This is a genomic window from Arthrobacter sp. Y3223164 (assembly GCF_059091005.1).
The window spans coordinates 1-1,218 of record NZ_JBNHGF010000594.1 but is presented as its reverse complement, the minus strand read 5'-3'; the positions used below and the strand labels follow the sequence as shown (position 1 = coordinate 1,218).

Sequence of the window (1,218 nt, the reverse complement as noted above, 5' to 3'; positions counted from 1 at the left end):
GTCGCCGCCTCCGCTGCTGCCGCCGCCGTCGCCTCCGTCGCCGACGCCGCGTCCGCTGCTGCCGCCGTCCTTGGCCGGCGGGTACATGCCGATCATCGACACGTAGCCGCCGAGCGGGATGGCCTTCACGCCGTATTCGGTTTCGCCGCGCCGGCGGGAGAAGAGGGTCTTGCCGAAGCCGACCATGTACTGGGTGACCCGCACCTTGAACAGCTTGGCGGGCAGCAGGTGGCCCACCTCGTGCAGGGCGATGGACACGGCGATGCCGACGGCCACGAAGAGGACGCCGAGAATGAAAAGCAGAATGGTCACAACATAGCCAAACGTTCGTGGGCCCGCGAGCGTGCCCAGTCCTCTGCGGCCAGCACTGCGGCCACGGTCAGTTCACCGGACGGCGCGTGCTCGTCCACCACGGCAGCGACCGTCTCCACGATCTCGTCGAAGCGGATCCGGCCGTCGTGGAAGGCGTCCACGGCTTCTTCGTTGGCCGCGTTGTACACGGCCATGAAGGTCCCGCCGCGCCCGGCCGCCTCCTTGGCCAGTCGCACCGCGCCGAAGACCTCCTCGTCCAGCGGCTCGAAGGTCCAGCTGGTGGCACGGCTCCAGTCACACGGCTGCGCGGCGCCCGGTACCCGCTCCGGCCAGCCCATGCCGAGGGCGATCGGCAGGCGCATGTCCGGCGGCGACGCCTGCGCGATGGTGGATCCGTCGGTGAACTGCACCATCGAGTGCACCACCGACTGCGGGTGCACCACCACGTCGATCCGCTCCAGCGGGACGTCGAAGAGCAGGTGGGCTTCGATGACTTCCAGCGCCTTGTTCACCATCGTCGCCGAGTTGGTGGTGACCATCCGGCCCATGTCCCAGGTGGGGTGGGCCAGCGCCTGTGCCGGAGTGACGTCGCGCAGCTGTTCCTTACTGAAGCCGCGGAACGGCCCGCCGGAAGCGGTGACGATCAGCCGGTCCACTTCGGCGGCCGTGCCCGACCGGAGCGCCTGGGCCAGCGCCGAGTGTTCCGAATCCACCGGCACGATCTGCCCGGGCCGCGCGGCCTGCTTGACCAGGGGCCCGCCGGCAATCAGGGACTCCTTGTTGGCCAGTGCCAGCAAGTGGCCCGCACCGAGCGCGGCCAGCGTGGGGGCCAGGCCGATGGACCCGGTAATGCCGTTAAGCACGACGTCGGCGACCGGCCACGCGGCGATCCTCGCCGCGGCGTCA

At 70.0% G+C, this 1,218-nt stretch carries 2 protein-coding genes; both read right to left on the bottom strand.

All coding sequences use genetic code 11. The features are described from left to right. Nucleotides 1-312: site-2 protease family protein (locus AC5RUJ_RS16690; RefSeq protein ID WP_494156294.1), on the bottom strand; the 312-nt coding region annotated here is incomplete at its 3' end. After that, a partial coding sequence (gene dxr / locus AC5RUJ_RS16685) for a 1-deoxy-D-xylulose-5-phosphate reductoisomerase (RefSeq protein ID WP_494156293.1) occupies nucleotides 309-1,218 on the bottom strand: 910 nt, incomplete at its 5' end. The genes dxr and AC5RUJ_RS16690, both read right to left, overlap by 4 nt.